This window comes from Alkaliphilus peptidifermentans DSM 18978, assembly GCF_900101495.1.
Taxonomy (GTDB): Bacteria; Bacillota; Clostridia; order Peptostreptococcales; family Natronincolaceae; genus Alkaliphilus_C; species Alkaliphilus_C peptidifermentans.
The window spans coordinates 134,393-153,518 of record NZ_FMUS01000007.1 but is presented as its reverse complement, the minus strand read 5'-3'; the positions used below and the strand labels follow the sequence as shown (position 1 = coordinate 153,518).

18 protein-coding genes are annotated in these 19,126 nt (G+C 34.5%); 5 read left to right on the top strand and 13 right to left on the bottom strand.

Annotated elements, in window-relative coordinates:
• Positions 1 to 68 precede the first annotated feature (68 nt).
• Positions 69 to 248, bottom strand: coding sequence for a hypothetical protein (locus BLP68_RS07155; RefSeq protein ID WP_091541757.1), 180 nt, complete (start codon positions 246 to 248; stop codon positions 69 to 71).
• Between the two features lie 575 nt (positions 249 to 823).
• Between BLP68_RS07155 and nhaC the strand changes: the two genes are divergently transcribed.
• Together nhaC and BLP68_RS07145 are read left to right on the top strand one after the other, a co-directional pair.
• On the top strand, positions 824 to 2,230 hold the full coding sequence (gene nhaC / locus BLP68_RS07150; RefSeq protein ID WP_330389104.1) for a Na+/H+ antiporter NhaC: 1,407 nt from the start codon (positions 824 to 826) through the stop codon (positions 2,228 to 2,230).
• 323 nt (positions 2,231 to 2,553) lie between these two features.
• A complete protein-coding gene (locus BLP68_RS07145; RefSeq protein WP_091541755.1) occupies positions 2,554 to 3,942 on the top strand; it encodes an FMN-binding protein in 1,389 nt (462 codons plus the stop codon).
• A 220-nt stretch (positions 3,943 to 4,162) separates the two neighbouring features.
• Here the strand turns inward: BLP68_RS07145 and phoU are convergent, their stop codons facing one another.
• The 6 genes from phoU to BLP68_RS07115 all read right to left on the bottom strand — a co-directional run bounded on the left by phoU (position 4,163) and on the right by BLP68_RS07115 (position 9,372).
• Entirely contained in the window at positions 4,163 to 4,813 is a 651-nt protein-coding gene (gene phoU / locus BLP68_RS07140; protein WP_091541752.1) for a phosphate signaling complex protein PhoU, read from the bottom strand.
• Positions 4,814 to 4,829: 16 nt separating this feature from the next.
• Positions 4,830 to 5,606, bottom strand: coding sequence for a phosphate ABC transporter ATP-binding protein PstB (pstB, locus tag BLP68_RS07135; protein ID WP_091541751.1), 777 nt, complete (start codon positions 5,604 to 5,606; stop codon positions 4,830 to 4,832).
• Positions 5,607 to 5,623: 17 nt separating this feature from the next.
• The gene (pstA, locus tag BLP68_RS07130) at positions 5,624 to 6,541 is read right to left on the bottom strand and encodes a phosphate ABC transporter permease PstA (protein WP_207647889.1); all 918 of its coding nucleotides are present in this window, start codon (positions 6,539 to 6,541) and stop codon (positions 5,624 to 5,626) included.
• 1 nt (position 6,542) lies between these two features.
• On the bottom strand, positions 6,543 to 7,469 hold the full coding sequence (gene pstC, locus BLP68_RS07125; protein WP_091541748.1) for a phosphate ABC transporter permease subunit PstC: 927 nt from the start codon (positions 7,467 to 7,469) through the stop codon (positions 6,543 to 6,545).
• 119 nt (positions 7,470 to 7,588) lie between these two features.
• On the bottom strand, positions 7,589 to 8,599 hold the full coding sequence (locus BLP68_RS07120) for a PstS family phosphate ABC transporter substrate-binding protein (protein ID WP_091541747.1): 1,011 nt from the start codon (positions 8,597 to 8,599) through the stop codon (positions 7,589 to 7,591).
• Positions 8,600 to 8,805: 206 nt separating this feature from the next.
• Entirely contained in the window at positions 8,806 to 9,372 is a 567-nt protein-coding gene (locus tag BLP68_RS07115; RefSeq protein WP_091541744.1) for an HDIG domain-containing metalloprotein, read from the bottom strand.
• A 148-nt stretch (positions 9,373 to 9,520) separates the two neighbouring features.
• On the opposite strand from BLP68_RS07115, the gene BLP68_RS07110 reads away from it, so the two are divergent.
• Together BLP68_RS07110 and BLP68_RS07105 are read left to right on the top strand one after the other, a co-directional pair.
• Positions 9,521 to 10,906 carry an MATE family efflux transporter gene (locus tag BLP68_RS07110; RefSeq protein WP_091541740.1) on the top strand — a complete coding sequence of 462 codons (1,386 nt, stop codon included), beginning with the start codon at positions 9,521 to 9,523 and terminating at the stop codon, positions 10,904 to 10,906.
• Positions 10,907 to 10,971: 65 nt separating this feature from the next.
• Positions 10,972 to 11,643, top strand: a complete 672-nt coding sequence (locus BLP68_RS07105; RefSeq protein ID WP_091541738.1) for a metal-dependent hydrolase — start codon at positions 10,972 to 10,974, stop codon at positions 11,641 to 11,643.
• A gap of 27 nt (positions 11,644 to 11,670) precedes the next feature.
• Here the strand turns inward: BLP68_RS07105 and splB are convergent, their stop codons facing one another.
• On the bottom strand, positions 11,671 to 12,696 hold the full coding sequence (gene splB, locus BLP68_RS07100) for a spore photoproduct lyase (protein WP_091541736.1): 1,026 nt from the start codon (positions 12,694 to 12,696) through the stop codon (positions 11,671 to 11,673).
• 192 nt (positions 12,697 to 12,888) lie between these two features.
• Between splB and BLP68_RS07095 the strand changes: the two genes are divergently transcribed.
• Positions 12,889 to 13,746 carry a DMT family transporter gene (locus tag BLP68_RS07095; RefSeq protein ID WP_091541734.1) on the top strand — a complete coding sequence of 286 codons (858 nt, stop codon included), beginning with the start codon at positions 12,889 to 12,891 and terminating at the stop codon, positions 13,744 to 13,746.
• 86 nt (positions 13,747 to 13,832) lie between these two features.
• Here the strand turns inward: BLP68_RS07095 and BLP68_RS07090 are convergent, their stop codons facing one another.
• From BLP68_RS07090 to BLP68_RS07070, 5 genes are all read right to left on the bottom strand, one after another.
• Positions 13,833 to 15,020 (bottom strand): AI-2E family transporter, encoded by a 1,188-nt coding sequence (locus BLP68_RS07090; RefSeq protein ID WP_091541732.1) that lies wholly within the window; start codon positions 15,018 to 15,020, stop codon positions 13,833 to 13,835.
• A gap of 84 nt (positions 15,021 to 15,104) precedes the next feature.
• A complete protein-coding gene (locus BLP68_RS07085; protein ID WP_091541729.1) occupies positions 15,105 to 15,815 on the bottom strand; it encodes a DUF421 domain-containing protein in 711 nt (236 codons plus the stop codon).
• Between the two features lie 96 nt (positions 15,816 to 15,911).
• Complete coding sequence (gene truA, locus BLP68_RS07080; protein ID WP_091541726.1) at positions 15,912 to 16,652, bottom strand: tRNA pseudouridine(38-40) synthase TruA; 741 nt, start codon at positions 16,650 to 16,652, stop codon at positions 15,912 to 15,914.
• Between the two features lie 231 nt (positions 16,653 to 16,883).
• Positions 16,884 to 18,743: a ferrous iron transport protein B gene (gene feoB, locus BLP68_RS07075; RefSeq protein WP_091541724.1), complete on the bottom strand. Its 1,860-nt coding sequence runs from the start codon at positions 18,741 to 18,743 to the stop codon at positions 16,884 to 16,886.
• 20 nt (positions 18,744 to 18,763) lie between these two features.
• Positions 18,764 to 18,982 (bottom strand): FeoA family protein, encoded by a 219-nt coding sequence (locus BLP68_RS07070; RefSeq protein ID WP_091541720.1) that lies wholly within the window; start codon positions 18,980 to 18,982, stop codon positions 18,764 to 18,766.
• Positions 18,983 to 19,126: the final 144 nt, after the last annotated feature.

Here is a 19,126-nt window from a genome sequence, read left to right as displayed (position 1 = left end):
AAAAAAAATCCACCCTTTTCAGGTGGACTTTGTCAACAGTCTCAGGATAGATTTTTCTATCCTTTATATTATCCACAACAGCTACTACCACTTCCCTTTAAGGTTATGGAGAAGCCTCTATTAAACATACCCTTTTTATAATCCACCTCAATAGCAGGAAATTGGTCTTCTAGTTCTTTTTCTACAACAAAGGTTAATTCATTGGCTTCTTTAATTATATCAGTTGATTTTGTCTCATCCAGAGACAATCCAAATCTTGGTCCGCCTCAACCAATGCTTCCTATGAAGATTCGTATAGGCTTATTTTGTGAATTTTGATTTAGAAGCATTTCTTTAGCAGCTTCGGTAACATGTATATCCATAAAAATTCTCCTTTCATAAATCCCCCTAACCAGGGGGGTGTATTTATATTATATGCTTTATATACAAATTAGTCAACCCAGTTCAAATAATAAAGTAATATATTTAGTATGATTTTTTCCTGGAAAAGTATTGTCTTTGTTCGAATAATTATAACTTTCAAAAGTAAAAAAAATTGCAATTTACTTTTTTACATTATTAGTAATTTGAATTATTATGCAAAATGTTTTATAATATACTATATTGACTTAAAATATCCCTTTTATTTTAGTATGTGTTATAGGATTTACACAAAATATTTATACATTCAATGCATAAAACCGTGTCTAATCTTCAAATTAATTTGAATTTTCTGATTCGATGTGTTATTATTTTCCTATATGCTTGATAAATGAATTTAAAGGGGTGATAAAGTAGATAGGCTATATATTTTAAGATTTTTATTTAAAAAGGAGGAAAATTTATGAGTATTAAGCCAAAGAAGGAAGCAACTCTTTTACACGCTCTAATTCCTATTTTATTCTTAGTAGTTGTTTTATTTATTACTATTGTGGTATTTGAACAAGACCCCCATATTCCTTTAATTATGTCCACCATTGTGGCTGGTCTTGTAGCTGTATTTATGTTAGGTTTTAATTGGACAGAACTTGAGGAAGGAATTATAGATACAATAAAGATGGGAATGCAGGCTGTACTAATCCTTATGGTAATTGGAACCATAATTGGAACATGGATTTTAAGTGGTACAGTACCTACTATGATTTATTATGGTTTACAAATATTATCTCCTGGTATTTTTCTTATTGCTACTGTTCTTATTTGCTGTATAGTATCTATTTCTACAGGTAGCTCTTGGACCACTGCTGGTACTGTTGGTATCGCCCTATTGGGTGTTGGTACTGGTTTAGGTATGCCAGTTGGAATGGTGGCCGGTGCAATCGTTTCAGGAGCCTACTTTGGAGATAAAATGTCTCCATTATCCGATACAACAAATCTTGCTCCTGCAATGGCTGGGACAACTTTATTTGAGCATATTAAGCACATGGTTTACACCACAGGACCTGCACTTCTTATTTCATTAGTTATTTATGGTATTCTTGGATTAAAATATTCAGGACAAAGTATTGATACTGCACAAATTAATCTATTGCTAGGTACTATAAGTCAGAATTTTAATATAACTCCATTACTGTTGATTCCCCCAATAGTGGTAATTCTTATAGTAGTAATGAAGGTACCAGCTTTACCTGGATTAATTACTGGTACATTACTAGGTTCAATATTTGCAGTATTGTTCCAGGGTGCTGACTTTGGTGCAATTATAGATGCTGCCCACTATGGATTTGAAATAGAAACTGGTGTTGAAATTGTTGATGAATTATTAAGCGGCGGTGGATTAGATGGTATGATGTGGACTGTTTCATTAATTTTAATCGCTCTAGCCTTCGGTGGTGTTATGGAAAGAACTGGTATGCTTCATGCAGTAGGAAGAGCTATCTTAAGCTTAGCAAATGGTACAGGTTCTCTTATACTAGCTACAGTTGTAACTTGTATATTTGTTAATCTAGTAACAGGTGAGCAATACTTGTCTATTGTTGTTCCAGGTAGAATGTATAAGGATGCCTATGCCGAAAGGGGTATTCATCCTAAGGTGCTTTCAAGAGCTTTAGAGGGATCTGGAACAGTTACTTCTGCTCTTATACCATGGAATACATGTGGTGCCTTTATGATGGGAGTATTTAACGTTTCTCCTCTTGTTTATGGTCCATATGCCTTCTTAAACCTATTATTACCAGTTATTAATGTAGTTTATGGATATCTAGGAATTACAATTACTAAAATAGATAAGACAGAAAAAGCAACAGCATAATTAAAGCAAAATATCCTATAAAGGGATTTGTAAAAGCAGCTTCTTAGGAGGCTGCTTTTTCTATTGTTAAATACTCACTATTTTATTGTTATTTGCAGTAATCATTGGGTATATGTCAAAAGTATGATGCTTAAAGTACTTAAATTAACCTTGTATAGAAGCTACTTATTGTCATAAACTAACACAAATGATATTGGTGTTTATTTTACTTGTTTGTTATTAAATATACATTATTTCCATAGTATGAATATTAACAAATAATGTTTCAATTTTAACAGCAATGTGGTATTATATAATTGGTATATTTATAGGAGGTGTTTTGTTTGGATAAACAACAAAAAATAGCGATTTTTTTATTGCCTCTTCTGGCAATAGCTATAGTAGCAGGTGGGATGTTTTTAATGAGAACCCCTACTGAAGCTGCTGGTTATATTGATGGTACTTATACAGGTACAGGACAGGGCTATGGTGGCGAAATTACAGTTGCTGTAACCATCCAAGGGGGCAAAATTTCTGCTATTGATTTAGTAGAGATTAATGATACTCCTGGTTTAGGCGATGATGCTGCTAATCAAGTTATTGATAGTGTAATTGCAAGCCAGTCTACTGAGGTAGATGTTATATCTGGTGCCACCGCTTCTAGTAACGGTACTATCGAAGCAATAAACATGGCATTGGTGAAAGCATCAGGTGGTACTGGGTACCCAGATGGAGTCCATGAGGGAATTGGCGATGGTTATGGTGGCGACATTAAAGTTAAAGTTGAAGTAGCTGGCGGCAAGATTATTTCTATCGAGCTCTTGGAAATCAATGATACTCCAGGATTTGGAGATGACGCTGCTAAAGCTATAATCGATTCAATAGTTGAAACACAGTCTACAGAAGTAGATATAGTTACTGGTGCGACAGCTTCAAGCAATGGAACCATTCAAGCAGTAAGGGTTGCTTTAGGACTTGAAAAGTCATCAGAGGATGTAGCTGCCCTAGCACCAGAACCTATGACATTTAGCGATGGTATCTATGAAGGTTCTGCAAAGGGCTTTAGTAATGATGGTGACATCAAGGTAAGAGTTGAGGTTATCGACAGTAAAATAGTATCTATAGAGGTATTAGAAATAAGCGATACTCCTTCTATTGGAGACACTGCTGCCGAAAACACAATAGCTAAAATTATTGAGTTTCAATCCACTTCAATTGATGCTATTACTGGAGCAACTAAGTCTAGTGAAGGCACAATAAATGCTGTAATAGCTGCTTTAGCAAATGGTACCATTAACCTTGAGGAAGTAGTTGAAGAAGAGGTTGTTGAAGAAGCTAAGGTAGAAGAAAAACCTGAAGAAACCAAAAAACCTGAAGAAACAAAGACAGAAGAAAAACCACAAGAGCAAAAGCCAGCATTAAAGGATGGCACATATGTTGGTGAGGCAAAGGGCTATAAAGAAGGCTATGATGGCAGTATTATTAGAGTAACTGTTACTGTAAAAGACGGAAAGGTTACTAAAGTAGAGCTTGATAAAGCACTTGCTGCAAAGACTCAAACAGCTGGTTACGGTGATGTTTCTGCTCAACAGGTTGTAGATGCTGCAAACAAACTTGGCATAACTCTTGAAACAATATCACAGGTTGATGGTATTGATGGTATGTCTGGTGCAACAGAATCTGCAGATGGCGCTAAAAATGCAATTAAGAATGCTTTAGATAAAGCTAAATAATATTTAGTGTATAAAGGACCTGACGCAAGTCAGGTCCTTAGACTGATGAAAAACCCCCATCTTCTTCGTTGCTTCGAAAACCTAGCACCCTTACGTATTACGTATACGCTGCAGTCGCTAGGTTTTCTTGCGCCTTGAATCTGCGGTTTTTTGATCAGTCTGCATTTTGATGACTTTGTCATCAACCTGAGGACCTGACGCAAGTCAGGTCCTTTTATTATTAGTTAATTTCTATATTTTCACCAGTAACAATATATATAACCCTTTCTCCTATATTTGTAGCGTGATCAGCAATCCTTTCAAGATAACGTCCTATAAATAGAAGCTTCGTGGCTTGCTTCACTATATTGGGGTTGTCTATCATCATATCTATTAGCTCAGTATATATATATTCATAAAGTAAATCTACATCTTCATCATCATGGGCTACTTCCTCAGCAAGCATGACATCCAATTTCATAAATGAATTCAAGCTTTTTCTAACCATATTTTGTGCTAATTTAGCCATTTTAGGGATATCAATTAGGGGCTTAACCAATGGTTCATCACCAATTTCCAATGTGACCTTTGCTATATTTACCGCATGATCACCCATTCGTTCGAGATCTGTGATTATCTTCAATACTGTAGCAATAACCCTTAAATCTCTGGCCATAGGCTGTTGTAATGCTATAAGATTCATGCAATCCATCTCAATTTCCAATTCTATCTTGTCGATTTCGTCATCCATTTCATATACTTTTCTTGCCAACTCAATATCTTGTTTTGCCAGAGCCTTTACAGAAACATCTATTATTTCCTGTACCATAGCACCCATTTTTAAAAGCTTAATATTTAGTTCTTCCAATTGAGTTATAAAGTTCTTTCTCATTTTCCTCTCTCCCCTCTTAACCAAAACGACCTGTGATATAATCTTCTGTTCGTTTATCCCTTGGAGTTGTGAAAATAGTCTTAGTATTCCCAGCTTCTATTAGTTCTCCCAATAGAAAAAATGCTGTTTCATCAGAAATTCTTGCAGCCTGCTGCATTGAGTGGGTTACTATAACAATAGTATACTCCTTTTTTAACTCAACAATCAACTCTTCTATTTTTGCAGTAGCAATTGGATCAAGAGCCGATGTTGGCTCATCCATCAACAATACCTCTGGTTGAATTGCTAGACATCTGGCAATACATAACCTTTGTTGCTGCCCCCCAGATAAACCATAGGCATTGCTATTTAATCTATCCTTTACTTCATCCCATAGAGCTGCACTTCTAAGACTTGTTTCTGCTATTTCCATTAGCTGAGATTTATTCTTGATTCCATGAACTTTAGCCCCGTATACAACATTTTCATATATGGACTTTGGAAATGGGTTGGGTTTTTGAAATACCATTCCTACCTTTGTTCTTAATTCTTCCACCCTAAATGATTTACTAAAGATATTAGTTTCATTATAAAGGATTTCACCCGAAGTTCTTACACTGGGAATTAGCTCCACCATCCTATTGAGAGTCTTAATAAAGGTGGATTTACCACATCCTGATGGCCCAATTATGGCGGTAACATCATGCTCATTTATATCATAGTTTAGCCCCTTTAATGCTTGATCATTTCCATACCATAGATTTAAATCCTTTATTTTAAAAATTGTCCTCTTGTCAATCAATTTGTTTGTCAAAGTAAAACCCTCCTTTTCTAGTATCTCTTTTGAAATTTATTTCTAATAATAATTGCAGTAGAATTCATAATAGCCAGCATAAGCATTAGTACTACTATTGTTGCAGCAGCAAGATTGGCGTACTCTCGAGTTAAAACTGCGTCTAATGTCCAATAGTATACTTGAATAGGGAGGGCAGTAAAATTATCCATTATACTTGATGGTATTCTTAGTATTAGGGTGGGTATGCCAAGTACAACCAATGGTGCTGTTTCCCCTATTGCTCTTGAAAGTGCAAGTATAGAGCCTGTTAATATACCCGGCAGCGCCACTGGTAGTACAACCTTTCTTATTGTTGTCCATTTGGTGGCACCCATAGCATAGGAGGCATCCCTTAAAAAACTTGGGACAGATCTAATAGCTTCTTGACTAGCTACAACAACAATTGGAAGTACCAGTAGTGACATAGTTAACCCTCCAGCTAAAATGCTAGAACCCAAGTTTAATAACCTTGCAAATACCGTTAATCCTAATAAACCAAATATAACCGAGGGGACTCCCGCTAAATTAGAAATATTCATTTTTATAAGGGATTGTAATTTGCCTTTGATTGCATATTCTTCTAAATATACTGCCGTTGATACCCCCAAAGTTATTGTTACAGGGGCTACAATTGCCATTAGTAAAAAGCTACCCACAATAGCACCCCATATCCCTGCCTTATGGGGAAAAATCGAAAGATTGCTGGTTAAAAATTTAAAATTTAACCACCCTACACTATCGACCCATATTTTATATATCAAAATTCCCAATACAAGTAGGGCAAATATGGTTGATATTAGAAAAATATTACGGGCTATTCGATCTAGTATAATACGTCTAGTCATATTAGACTTCTTTGTCTCTATATTTAAAAGAGTTTTTAATTCCCCTTTATCTTCTATTTGATAGCTCATTTTAGTACTCCTCTCTATATCTTTTAGAGATATACTGTGCCAACAGGTTCATCAGGAGGGTAAATATAAATAACAATAGTCCCACTGCATATAGACTGTAATAACCAAGAGTTCCGCTTCCTGCATCTCCACTGGTAAATTCTACAATGTAGGCAGTCATGGTTTGCATCGATTTTGTTATATCAAATGTAAAATTTTTAGAGCTGCCACTTGCAATTGCCACAATCATGGTTTCTCCTACAGCACGGGAAATCCCTAAAACAAAGGATGCTATTATTCCTGAAAAGCCTGCTGGTACAATAACCTTCAATGCCACTTCCAGCTTAGTAGACCCTAATGCAAGTGCTCCTTCCCTTAAAGAGTTTGGAACAGAATTCATGGCATCCTCAGACAATGAAGCAACTAAAGGTATAATCATTATTCCCATTACTATTCCAGGACTTAGAGCATTTTTAGCCTCTAGGCTAGGAATCGCCTTCATTAATAATGGAGTAACGAAGGAGTAAGCAAAAAAACCATATACAATTGTTGGAATACCTGCTAACACCTCCATAATTGGCTTCAAGGTTCTTCTTATATTTTCAGAGGCATATTCGCTTAAATATATAGCTGAAGTTAATCCTACAGGAATAGCTACAGACATGGCTATTAAAGCTATTATAATGGTACCATTTATCAATGGTAGTATTCCAAAAGCAGGGGTTGAAGCTAAAGGTGCTAATCTTGTACTAAATATATCTTTAAAAGGCACTTTACTAAAGAACTTATAGGCATCGAAGACTAAAGTAAATGCAATACCAATTGTTGTAATTATTGATATAGAAGCCGCCAGCAGAAAAGCCTTAGGCATTACTTTTTCCATGAGTCTACCCTTATTAGAATTAAAATTATTCTTAATTATTTCTCTGACACCAGTAACCTTTTCCATTTTAATTATCCTCTCTAGTAAATTAGTAATACCTACGCCTACCTTTTATTCATAAGTGATAAACAACTTTAAGATGAGAAGAAGTGGCTTCTCATCTTAAAGAATGGGTCTATTAATTATTACTTAATTGTTTCTAACTGTTTTAAATACTCTTGATACTGTGCTGCAGGTAGTGGAGCAAATCCATTCTCTCCGGCTAATCTTGCAGCACCTTGTGGAGATACTACATATTTAGCAAAGTCCAGTACTTGAGGCTTTTCACTGGCATATTGAGCATTTAAATAAGTGAATACTGGTCTTGTGAATCCTGCATAGGGTAAATCTTCACCTATTGTTTCTAAAGTAGGTTCTACTGGCCCATTACCAAAGTCTATTTTTACAGCTCTAAGCTTATCAGTGTTATTAACATAATATCCAAATCCGAAGAAGGCAATTGCATTTTTATCTCTAGAAACCAAATCTACTAGTGTTGGGTATTCTTGTTGTAGGTTAGCTGTTTTAACTATATCTTGCTTACCTAGTATTACTTCCCAGAAAAATTCATATGTTCCATGGTTTTCATTAGGTCCGTAAAACTTAATTTCTTCTTTAGGCCACTCAGGTCTAATATCAGACCATAGTACTTTGTCGTCTGCTCTATATGTTCCAGAAAGATACATATTAACAACTTCTTCAGCGGTCATTTCTTTTGCCCAATCGTTATCTTTATTGATTACCATAGTTAATCCATCTAGCGCTAATTTGAATTCTAATATATCTTCTCCTAGCTTTAATCCTCTTTCTTCCAGCTGTTCTACTTCTTCCTTTTTAATTGCTCTTGAAGCATCAGCAAAGTCCAACTCACCAGGTATAAATTTTTTAAATCCAGCACTTGATCCTGCACGTCCTACTTGAACGCTTACATTTGCTTCTTTTGTTGTCATGTATTCTTCAGCTATATGAGCCATTAAAGGATATACTGTACCTGACCCGTCAACTATAACAGCACCTTGAAGCTTTGTGGTTTGTTCCTCTTGTTGTCCTTGTTGCTCTGAGTTTCCAGTTGTAGTCTGCTCTTCATTTCCGCCACATGCTACTGCAGATAATGCCAATATACCAACTAATAAAAATAGAAATACTCTTTTTAACATTGAATAAAACCTCCTATTGGATTATGTTTTTTCTTCCTTACAAATATTAATATACATTATTTATTCTTATGGTTTGTTATGGAACCGTTAATCGATTGTTAAAAGCATGTTAGCTTAACCAACTGTTATTTTTTTTATAGAAAAATAAAACAAGGGTCAGCATCTGCGCCTTCCCTTGTTTCATATATCTATATATTTCCTTACATCTACTCTATCAAGCTGTAACCCATTTCCTTTAGTTCTTTCTCTCTATTCTTTAAGAATCCAATCATGTTTTCAATATGTATAGTTAAATCCATATCAAATTCTTCGGCAGATTTTTTAATTAAATCCCTATCGACACCCTTAGCAAAGGCTTTATCCTTTATTTTTTTCTTCACGGATTTTACTTCTAGGTCATCGAAGCTTCTTGAGGGTCTTACTAAAACACATGCCACTATAAAACTGGCCAGCTCGTCAACTGCATATAACCCCTTGTCTAAACTGCTAACCCTGTCTGTTTCAGTATAATCAGCATGTCCTTTAACTGCGTAAATAATGTCTTCATCAAAGCCCTCACTTTTTAATATTTCTTGTCCTTTATAGGGATGTTCATTTGGATACATTTCATAATCAATATCATGTATTAAGCCAGTTATAGACCACTTTTCCACATCCTCCTTTAGTAAACCTCCATACCCTATCATTCCAGCCTCCACTGCCAAGGCATGCTTTATTAAACTATCAGATTTTACATATTTCTTTAATATTTCAAAAGCTTCTTCTCTATTCAACCTTTATTCCTCCTATTCATTTTTCATTATTTTGTAATTGTTTTTAACTATTATACTTATAATTTGACTGGATTACAATTGCATATTATACTTTAATTAGTCTATTTAGATCAGTTTATCTATTTTACTTGTGATAAGGAGCTACTTTATGAAAATATACCAAAATAGAAACGTAGATATGGGATCTGGAAAGATCCTCACAACCCTTTTAAAGGTGTCTATTCCTGCTATTATTGCAATGCTATTTCAAACTGGTTTTAACATTGTTGATACCATATTTGTGAGTAGACTTGGACAGGAGGCTATTGCTGCTGTCTCCATTGCATTTCCTATTCAGTTTATGATAATTGCCTTAGCAAATGGTACTTCTATGGGTTTAACTGCTTTAATATCCAAAAACCTTGGTATGGGGGATGTAGATAAAGCCAGTCAAATAGGTCGGCAGGGAATTTTTATTTCATGCTTCGTTAGCCTATTAATTACTGCTGTAGGACTAGTTTTTATTAAGGATATATTCAAGCTACTGGGAGCTTCTGCTCAAACCTTACCCTTAGCTACTGACTATATGACCTATATAATCATAGGGACCTTTTTTATCTTTCTAAATATTTCACTCAGTGGTATTTTGAGGGCTGAGGGTGATCATGTAACTCCTATGAACTCCATGATTATTTCTACAATTATCAATATTGTGTTGGACCCTATCTTTATTTTTGGTTTTGGTTTTATTCCTTCACTTGGAGTAAAAGGGGCAGCCATAGCAACGTTATTGGCAAAGGTTTTTTCTTTTTTCTATGTATTCTATTACATTATAAAGGGAAAAACTCAATTGAACTTGTCTATGAGTAATTTTAAGATAGATATGAATCACATAGTTAGTATATATAGGATAGGCATCCCAACTTCTTTAGGTCAATTAGGCATGAATGTAAGTGCCATGATTGTTAACCGTATTTTAGCTCAATATGGTGATGTTACCATAGGTACATTGGGAATAGCCAATAGACTTGAATCCCTTGCCTTTATGCCTATATTTGGTATAATGAGTGGCTTTATACCTATGATTGGCTATAACTATGGCCGAAAGGATTATAAAAGGTTAAAAGAAACAGTTTTGTTAACAGCAAAAATCTCTGCTGTTTTTATGGCTATAGTAGGTGGGCTATTCACCTTATATCCAACCTTCTTCTTAAGGATTTTTACAGATGATGCTGAAATACTAAGAATTGGTTCTTCATATCTTAGAATTATTACATGGACCTACTTCTTTATAGGAATTGATATAACTTTGTCCTGCACCTTCCAAGGTTTAGGAAAAGGCTTCTACAGTATGTTTTGTCATTTTACTAGATTATTTATATTGAAAATACCTGCAATACTTATCTTTATGAAGTTATATGGGTTAAATGGGGTATGGTATGGTACTGCATTATCAAACTCCCTTACTATAATTGTTTCTACTTCTTTAATGGCGTATATGGTTAAGCAATTAAGAAAAGAATTGTCTTCAAATAACATGGAGGCCTCTATATAATATTATTACATTTTTTTCCTATCATTTGATATAATATAATTATATTTTTATAGGAGGGATTATTTATGAAGCTACAATTTTTGGGTCATTCTGCCTTTTATTTTGAAGCGGAGGGAATTAAGGGTATTATAGATCCCTTTATACCAAACCCTTTAGAAAACCCTTTATTTAACAAAAAAGACTTAACTCATATTTTCGTTACCCATGGCCACGGTGATCATCTTGGAGACACAATAAACATTTCTAAGGAATCTGGAGCACAGGTGATCTGTAATTTTGAAATAGCTCAATACTTAAGTAAATATGATATTGAATGTCATGCAATGCATATTGGAGGAAGGGCTACTCTAGATTTCGGTAAGGTTAAAATGACTCCAGCCCTTCATGGTTCTGGTATTATAACCAAGGATGAAATAATATATGGAGGAAGTCCATGTGGTTTTGTTATTGATGTTGCAGGTAAAAAGCTTTACCATGCCGGAGATACTGGCCTCACCATGGATATGCAGCTCCTTTCAAAAGAAAACATAGATGTTGCCCTTATACCTATTGGAGGCAACTTTACAATGGATATTGAGGATGCTATAGAGGCTGTTAAATTTATACGACCAAAGGTTACCATACCAATGCATTATAATACATTCCCAATTATATCTGCTGAGCCACTCAACTTCAAAGAAAAGGTTGCAAATTCTGAAGTTAAACTTTTAGAGGCTGGAGATGTATTTGAATTTTAAACAACAGGAAATAATCCTGTTGTTTTTTTACGTAAAATATTGAATATGTCCATTGGGGAAGTACTTTTTTATTAAATCTGTTAAGTATTCTTTAGCTTCCTCTGCTTCATGCTTCTCATAAACATATTTAACTCTACCATATTTACCCCATTTCTTTTGTCGCTTTTCAGGGTCCATTTCAAGTCTTGTGTTGGGGAAACGTTCCTCAATGATATTCTTTGCATTCATCGTGAATCGGTGTTGTATTAGCTCAAAGGTTATAAAGCTATTTGGCTGTAGTCCAATATGCCTATGGAGTGCCTCCAGCATTTCTTTGTACTCTATTTTCCACCCATCATGTAATATAATAGGTGCTATTAAAAATCCCAATGGGTAGCCAGCCTTAGCCATTTTTTCTGCAGCCCTTAATCTATCCCATAAATTATCAACATTATGCTCAAAATTTTTAATAACATAATTTGAGTTTATACTGAATCTAAAACGGGTGTTGCCATTATGATTTATGTCTAACAATGGGTCAACAGCGGCATATTTGGTAACAACTCTGAGTTTGCCACTTTTTAGTGTTGAAAAATGTTCAATGGTATCTTTAAGTGATCCAGTTATGTGCTCCACCCCCAGCGGATCACCTGTGCTGGCAGCTTCAAACATAGTAGTATGGGGTAATTTTTTTTCTATATATTGATCAATTGTATTGTATAATTCATCAAGGTTTCCATAAACTCTTACGTATGGTTTTTTCCCTTGGGTTGTAAATAAATAGCAGTACTCACAGCTTCCGGGACAATTTGTCATAAGGGAAAATTGGTAATCAGCTGAGGGTTTACATACCTCCAGCTTCATACTTTTTTTGATCCCCACGATTAATGTTTTTTTTGCAGCTGCATATTTTGCCTTTTCATCTTCACCTGGTAAATTTCTAACTTGATTATGGGATGTGGTTTCTAGCATCTCTATATTCTTTTCAAGACAGTATTCCTTTACCCTCTTACCAACAACTGTATTTCTTGCATCCGCCTCAAAATACACTCTATCGGGTTGCCATAATTCCATATCGATAACCTCCTTATTGAGGTTATTCTCCCAATTTTCAAGGGAAATCATACTTATTTATAATGTTAATTAGAGAATACCTTCAGGCTTATTAGCAAAAATAGTTTTCACTTCATATAATTAATATATATGGTTTTTAAGCTGATATTGGGTATAATTATAGTAGTAATTCCAAACAGGGGGTATATCAAAGTGAATGAACGTAATAAAGGGATATTTTATATGATTCTAGCTTCTCTTTTTTTTGCCCTTATGGCTACTGCTGTTAAATACTCAGGTGATTTACCAACAATAGAAAAGGTGTTTTTTAGAAATATTGTTGGATTCATTTATGTTGCTTTTCTTATTAAGAAGTCTGGTGAAAGCTTCAAAGGCACTAATACTCGTTATCTTATATACCGTTCCTTTTTAGGGCTTATGGGAGTTTTCCTTTATTTTTTTGCCATTGACCGACTTCCCTTGGCAGATGCAGTTGTGCTAAATCAAACCAATCCATTTTTCGTTATGCTATTGGCTTCAATTTTTCTTGGTGAAAGAATTAAAAAAGTCCAAATCCTCTTATTTATACTAGCCCTGACAGGTGTGGGCTTCATAGTAAAGCCTCAATTTGATTACCGTGTTGTTCCTGCCCTTGCAGGGCTGTCATCTGCGTTGTTTGCAGCATCAGCCTATACAATTATACGTCATCTTCGCACTACTGATCATCCAAATGTAATAGTATTTTACTTTACAGGTTTGTCTACAATTACCGCTTTACCCTTTTTATTATTTGGTCAGTTTGTATTTCCTACTCCTCTTCAGCTGTTGGTTCTTCTTTCCGTTGGTGTATTTGCCACTATTGCACAATTATTGATGACCTATGCATATAGATATGCAGAGGCGGGAGATTTATCAATATATTCCTATGGTCAAACTGTATTCTCTATTTTTATTGGTATTGTAATTTTTTTCGAGATACCTGATATCTATAGTTTTTTAGGGATATCACTAATTATATTTAGCGCTTACTTGAATTATCGAATAAAGAGAAGAGCAACTGAAATTGATTGAGCATAATGGCTGGCATAAAAAAACTCAGCCCACCTATCGATATCGGAAATAAGTAGGGTGCTGAGTTTTAGATTATATTATAATTACTATGTTGCTGTCTTTTTTCTTTTTTCGATATTCTGATTTTTCCTTTCAAGCTGCCTATCAATTGCTCGATTAATAACCAAGCGAATAATTGCAATAACCGGTACTCCCAAAAACATTCCAATAAGTCCAAATAATTTCCCACCGACTGTTATGGAGAAAATAATCCAAAATGGACTTACTCCCACACTATCTCCTAATATCTTTGGACCCAAAATCAGACCATCAAACTGCTGTAGAGCTAATATGAAAATTAGAATCCAAAGAGCCTTTAATGGACTATCGAAAAATGTTATGATTGTGGCCGGTACGGCTCCAATAAAGGGCCCAAAGTATGGTATCATGTTTGTTACGCCTATAATAACGCTTAATAATAGTGCATAACGTATACCCATTATCTTCAAACCTACAAAACATAAGCAAGCAATTATAAAGGAGTCTAAAGATTTCCCCACTATAAACTTTGCAAATAGATCGTCAACTTCCCTTCCAAAAACTTTAACCTTTTCAACAGCTGTATCACTTAAAAATACCCTTAATATTTTTTCAATACCCTTTTTAAAGGACTCTCTATCCATTAGCATATAAAAGGATAATATTAACCCCAGTACAAAATTTAGTAACCCCGAAGTGATGGATAGGATGCTAACGGCAAGATTATTTAAAATTCCTTCAAGGGAATCACCCATTTTTCTGAAAACATCGTTTATTTTTGTATTAACGTGTTCAGACACATCTATTTGACTATAGGTTTCTATTTCTTCTGTCCATTTACTAATTAATTCATTAGAAGAAGTAATATATTCTGGCACCCTTCGAACAATATCACTGATATTATTTCCTATTTGAGGAGCCACAAATACTATTAGCATTGTTATAGAGCTTATAAGAATGATATACATGGTTAGTATGCTAAGAAGTCTATGGAGCTTACTTCTTTTACTAATAAATTGAATTCTATTAAATAATCGTTTTTCTAACCATCGAACACCCGGACTCAAAAGATATGCCACGGAAGCTCCAATAATAAATGGACTTAGTATTCTTCTAGTAACACCAAAGCCTACTGAGAAGCTTTTTATATAGAAGCCCATATTATCTAATAGCAGGTAGAAAATTATAGACATTGCAACCGTTAGAAAACCATAAAAGGAATATTTAAAATACGCTTTATCCAACTTCATTTTCATATCCACTCATCCTCATCATTTGATATCTTATATCATTATACATTATTTCTTTCATCTTCGCTATGCTCATAAGAAAAAGGTAATCTAATGTTGAATATTTTTTGAATCAATGCCTATATGATAAGGAGATATGTGTAGTTGTTTATCCTTCGAATATGTGGCAATGAATATTTCGTTAATGGTTTTATAGCCAGCTTTTTTAACTTGGTCTAATATCATTTCCGACTTCAAGCCTGCTCTTTTTAGGCTTTCAGTATCAAACCTCCCCTCAAGAATTACTATAGTAGGAACTTCCTTTTCCTTAACACCTATTGCCATGTCCTTGGGAGTTACAGGGTTTATATCGGCTTTCTTTAGAACAGTCATTCGACCATTAGATTCTATGATTGCATAAAGAACATCCTTAAAATCAAAAATGTCTTTTTCCCTAAGCATCATTAATAACTCATCTATGCTGTACTTTATTTTTTTCATATTATTCACCAAAAACTTTCCATTTTCCATTACTAATGTAGGCTCAAAGGTAACTATTCGAGCGAATTTTCTATTTTTCAAAATGAATTTATTCATTATATATTGAAATATGGCAAGAATTACTATAGCAAAGGCTGTTGGTAGATGCTCTATACTGGGGTCAGCAATATCTGCTCCAATCACCGAGCCCATAGTAATAATAATTAGAAAGTCAAAGACTGGCATCTCTCCAACTAGTCTTTTACCTGTTAGTATTAAGTTTAAGAATAATACCAATGACATTATGGTTATAATTCGAATAAAAATCATTAAATACTCCATAGAATCGCTCCTTTCAAATACTATTTTGTAGTATTGACAATAGACAAAAAAAATAACTAGAGATTTGCTCTCTAGTTATCATATCAATTTGTTGTTTTATTCATAATAAACCTCATCAAGAAATAGTCCCTGTGAAGGAACAGTTACACCTGCAAATTTTCTTTCGCCTTTTTTAAAAATTTCATCAATATATTTAATACCTTCGTTCCCTAAGCCTATTTCAATTAAAGTACCTACAATAATCCTTATCATGTTATGTAAAAATCCATCTCCAACAAATTCAATTTCTATCATATGGCTCTTCTTTTCGATATTAATAGCTTTAATTGTTCTTACAGTTGTTTTATTACTCTTTTTTACCGAAGAAAAGGGAGCAAAGTCGTGACTACCAATAAGCTTTTCAGCAGCCATTTGCATGCTTGTTAAGTTCAACTCTTTGGAGACTTGGTAGCTATAATTTCTATTAAAAACAGATGGTATTGGATGATTCCAAATATGGTATGTATATTTTTTCCCCGAAACATTATATCTACTATGAAACCTATTGGAAGCTTCTTTTAATTCCTTTACTGCAATATCCTGAGGTAGATATGTGGTTATATATTCATGCATTTCTTTTAATGACATCTTACTTTTAGCTTGGAAATTTGCAACCTGACCCAGTGCATGAGCTCCAGCATCCGTTCTACCTGATCCTATAACTTCAGTGGGGGTTTCTAGCATTTGACTAATTACATTTTCCAATTTCCCTTGAATTGTTTTGTCATTATCAGTCAGACGTTGCCAACCCTTATATCTACCACCATCATATTCTATTATCATCTTTATATTTCTCATTTTATCACTCCAGTGTAAAATTTAAAAAGCTCCATTATAAGTATGGCGCTTTTTAACATTTTTTATTATTTTTTTTCTTTAATATAGAGCAACCATCGCAATCTTCACACTTTTTTATATCGTGAAGTATATTATTACATCTTGGACATCTTTTTATTTCCGAATCATTAACCTCTAATCCACAGGTGGAACATCTATTTTTCACTTACTCTCACCTCTTTTAAAATACTACTATATAATCAGTTGTGCTAATATACCAGCAGTTAAGAAGGCCAATACAAAACTTCCAATCCATATTATGGCAGATTCTTGCCAGCTTCTTTCCTTAAATATTACTATAATAGCCGCAATACACGGAACAAATAGAGTAATAGCCACTAGTGAAACTACCACCTGTGCACCAGAAATAATTCCGGCACTTGCTAAACTATCAAGACCAGCTGCACCAAAGTCTCGTCGAACTATTCCCATAATAAATGCCTGTGAAACCCTAGGATCTAGCTTTAAGAATCCTTCTGTTACTGGTGCAAAGAAACCGATAATAACCTCAAGTGAACCTGTCAGCTGGAGAACTGATATTAACAATGCACCAATAGCAAATAGAGGTGTTGCCTCCTTCATGAAAGCCCATGACTTCGAAGTGGTCTTTCTTAAAACGTTTGTTAGCTGTGGTACTCTAAGAGGTGGTAAATCTATTAATAAATCAGTAGATTTCCCCGGCATAATTTTGTTCAAAATTGTTCCCGTTAACACAAATACTGTAAATATTGTTACTGAGTAAATGATAAAGTATTTTGCTCCTAGGGGTGCAATTAAACCTGCGATAACCCCCAGCTGTGCAGAACAAGGAATTGCTAAACCCAATAGCATGGTTGCAATAAATCTTTCTCTTTTTGAGCCTAGTAATCGAGTAGTAATTGTTGCCATGGTTACGCATCCGAAGCCAAGAATCATAGGAATTACTGCTCTACCGTTAAGGCCTAGGTAGGTCAACATTTTATCCACTAAGGTAGCAATACGAGGAAGGTATCCTGAATCTTCCATTAAAGAAAGACAGAAATAGAATCCAGCTACTAAAGGTAGTAGTAAGCCCAGGACGTAGATAGGAGTCATAGTTAATAGTCCAAACTCACCCATTATCACTTGTCCTAAAATACCCTCAGCATCTATATATTGACTAAGTAAATTAGTAATAAAATCATAGTAGTAGGTTCCCATTATAATTTCTTCTGTAATATCTACAACTGTTTGTGCAACGAAAACACCAATTGCTTGATACATAAGAAATAAAACAAAAAACAAAATTGGTATTCCTGTAACTGGTTGAATCATCCATCTTCCCAGCTTTGTTTTAAAGGAAGCCTGTTTCATATCCTCCGAGACAATTTCTTCTATCAATTTATCTATGTATTGACGTCTTGTAGAATAAATTGCTTCTCGCAGGTTTTCTTGATGCTTTGTATTGTGCCTTGCTTCAATATTTTCATCTTCTTCTAGTATTAATAGAGCTTCTGATTCTTCATCAACTGAGTCAATAACTTTATTGATATATTCCTCAACAATACCCAGCCGTTTTCCTTTTTTAGCATTACTTAGGGCCGCCTTTACTTCAGCTATACCCTTCCCCTTAACAGCAACAGTGGGTATTACCTCAACTCCTAGTTTTTCTGACAATAAATTAACATCAATTTTCCTACCGTTTCTTTCTACATCATCCATCATATTTAAGGCTACTACCACTGGTTTGCCCATATCGATAATCTGCTGTGTTAAGAATAAATCACGCTCTAGATGTAATGCATCAACAATGTTTAAAATGACATCCCCGTATAGAATTACATCTCTAGCAACCCGTTCTTCATCATTAAATGAAGAGACACCATATACTCCAGGTGTATCAATTACTATATCTCCTTGATATTTTCCGTGACTAATATCTACAGTAGTACCTGGAAAATTTGATACATCTACATAAACCCCTGTTAGTGCATTAAAAAAAACTGATTTTCCAACGTTGGGATTGCCGACTAAAACAATTTTTTTACTATCCTCTGGTATTTCTATTGTTGCTGCTGGATTATGACAATTCACTGAAATCCCCCTATCTATTACTATACAGCCTTTACTTCAATTGTTTCTGCAAGCCTACGTCCAATAGCTACTTCCTGCATTTTATTCTGTAGAACAATTGGTCCGGCAGGAAGCTTTTCTGCACAAATAAGTCTTGCACCTTCGCAAATACCTAACCTTATTGCCTGTGCCCTAATGCTGGAATCAGGAATATTTAAAATCTCTATCAATTGTCCCCTCTTAGCTTTGTCAAGCGTCATCATTATACCCCCATTTTTATAACATTGATAATCATTATCATTTATTAAGTAAAAAATATATCCACTTTCATATAAATTATACGCTTTGGTGTGCTAAGAGTCAATAATAATTTTGCTCATTTGATAATGAGTTTCGCCATCCTC

What these genes read in the sequence shown, in the direction of transcription:
- BLP68_RS07085 (WP_091541729.1), bottom strand. Translation starts at nt 15,815, where the DNA reads ATGGAGTATTTAATGATTTTTATTCGAATTATAACCATAATGTCATTG.
- BLP68_RS07120 (WP_091541747.1), bottom strand. Translation starts at nt 8,599, where the DNA reads ATGTTAAAAAGAGTATTTCTATTTTTATTAGTTGGTATATTGGCATTA.
- pstA (WP_207647889.1), bottom strand. Translation starts at nt 6,541, where the DNA reads ATGAGCTATCAAATAGAAGATAAAGGGGAATTAAAAACTCTTTTAAAT.
- phoU (WP_091541752.1), bottom strand. Translation starts at nt 4,813, where the DNA reads ATGAGAAAGAACTTTATAACTCAATTGGAAGAACTAAATATTAAGCTT.
- BLP68_RS07110 (WP_091541740.1), top strand. Translation starts at nt 9,521, where the DNA reads ATGAAAATATACCAAAATAGAAACGTAGATATGGGATCTGGAAAGATC.
- pstC (WP_091541748.1), bottom strand. Translation starts at nt 7,469, where the DNA reads ATGGAAAAGGTTACTGGTGTCAGAGAAATAATTAAGAATAATTTTAAT.
- nhaC (WP_330389104.1), top strand. Translation starts at nt 824, where the DNA reads ATGAGTATTAAGCCAAAGAAGGAAGCAACTCTTTTACACGCTCTAATT.
- splB (WP_091541736.1), bottom strand. Translation starts at nt 12,696, where the DNA reads ATGGAATTATGGCAACCCGATAGAGTGTATTTTGAGGCGGATGCAAGA.
- BLP68_RS07090 (WP_091541732.1), bottom strand. Translation starts at nt 15,020, where the DNA reads ATGAAAATGAAGTTGGATAAAGCGTATTTTAAATATTCCTTTTATGGT.
- BLP68_RS07070 (WP_091541720.1), bottom strand. Translation starts at nt 18,982, where the DNA reads ATGACGCTTGACAAAGCTAAGAGGGGACAATTGATAGAGATTTTAAAT.
- BLP68_RS07105 (WP_091541738.1), top strand. Translation starts at nt 10,972, where the DNA reads ATGAAGCTACAATTTTTGGGTCATTCTGCCTTTTATTTTGAAGCGGAG.
- truA (WP_091541726.1), bottom strand. Translation starts at nt 16,652, where the DNA reads ATGAGAAATATAAAGATGATAATAGAATATGATGGTGGTAGATATAAG.